At 65.9% G+C, this 1,555-nt stretch carries 1 protein-coding gene; it reads right to left on the bottom strand.

What is annotated here, in order from left to right; genetic code table 11:
* On the bottom strand, positions 1-1,492 hold a 1,492-nt coding region (locus tag ACESMY_RS23660; protein WP_372787095.1), incomplete at its 3' end, for a GH36-type glycosyl hydrolase domain-containing protein.
* Positions 1,493-1,555 lie beyond the last annotated feature (63 nt).

Genomic DNA, 1,555 nt, shown 5'->3' with positions numbered 1-1,555 from the left:
GGATCCCGAAGCCCGGCCACGCCTTCGGGATGCATGGATCAATCCGCATCGCCTGGCCCAGAACGCGCAGACCGAGAATGCTCTCGATCCCGGCGCGTTGCATCCATCCTGCCGAGCCCGTGTACCAGGTCCAGCCGCCGCGTCCGACATGCGGCGCCACCGCATAGATGTCGGCGGCAACCACATACGGCTCGGTCTTGTAGCGAAGCACGTCGGCGCGGGTGCTGGTGTGATTGATTGGATTAAGCAGGGAGAACAATCTTGCGGCCTGGTCGCCCTCGCCAAGCTTCGCCAGCGCCATCACCGACCACAGCGCCGCATGGGTATACTGACCGCCGTTCTCGCGAACGCCGGGCGGATATCCCTTGATATAACCCGGATCCAGAGGCGTCTTGTCGAACGGCGGCTTGAACAGCAGAGCGACGCCGTCCTGCGGACGCACCAGTTCGCGCTCCGCGGCCGCCATGCCGCGCGCTGCCCGTTCCGGAGCGGCAGCCTGCGAGATCACTGCCCAAGACTGGGCGATACAGTCGATCCGGCATTCCTCGCTCGCCGCCGACCCCAGCGCGGTGCCGTCGTCGAACCAACCTCGACGGTACCAGTCGCCGTCCCAGGCTTCTGATTCGGCCGATGCCCGCAGAGCCTCTGCATGCGCCCGCCACCGCATGGCGCGGATGGTTTCGCCGCGCGCCTCGGCCAGCGGAGCGAACGCCGTCAGCGCCGCATAAAGCAGCCAGCCAAGCCAGACGCTCTCCCCCATTCCCTTTTCGCCGACGCGGTTCATTCCGTCGTTCCAGTCGCCGGTCCCCATCAGGGGCAGACCGTGGGCACCGATGGCAAGGCTTTCGTCGAGCGCCCGCGCGCAATGCTCGAACAGCGTGGCGGTCTCGTCCGAAACCATCGGCTGAAAGAAACTATCGTGCTCGTTCGGCGAAAGTTTTGGGCCTTCCAGAAATGCGATCGTCTCGTCCAGCACCGCGCGGTCGCCGCTGCCTTCGATGTAGTGCGCGGTAGCGTAGGCCAGCCACGCCCGATCGTCGGAAATGCGGGTGCGCACGCCCTGTCCCGAATGGGGCAGCCACCAATGCTGGACGTCGCCCTCGACGAACTGCCGCCCCGCCGCTCGCAGCAGATGCTCGCGGGTCATAGCTGGGCGCGAGGCGACCAGAGAGGTGCCGTCCTGCAGTTGATCGCGGAAGCCATAGGCGCCGCTGGCCTGATAGAACGCCGAGCGGGCCCAAACCCGACAGGCGATGGTCTGATACAGCAGCCAGCCGTTCAGCATGAGGTCCATGGAACGGTCCGGCGTGGTGACCTGTACGCTGCCCAGAATGTCGTCCCAATATTCGGCGATCTCCCGCTCGACGGCGTCGAGATCCGCATCCCGATAACGCACGATCAGGCTCCTGGCATCGCCCGCATTGGAGGCCTGGCCGATCAGGAGAACGATCTCGAGGCTCTCGTTGGGCGCGACCCTGACGGTCGTCGTCATCGCACTGCAAGGGTCCAGTCCGGCTCCCGCCAGCTTGGACAAGGCGACCGTGCCTCTGAGAGC

Origin of the sequence: Phenylobacterium sp. (assembly GCF_041691455.1) — a bacterium.
In the GTDB taxonomy this organism is placed as follows: domain Bacteria; phylum Pseudomonadota; class Alphaproteobacteria; order Caulobacterales; family Caulobacteraceae; genus Phenylobacterium.
Note: the sequence above shows the minus strand (reverse complement) of the source record. Positions and strands in the feature narration are given on the sequence as shown.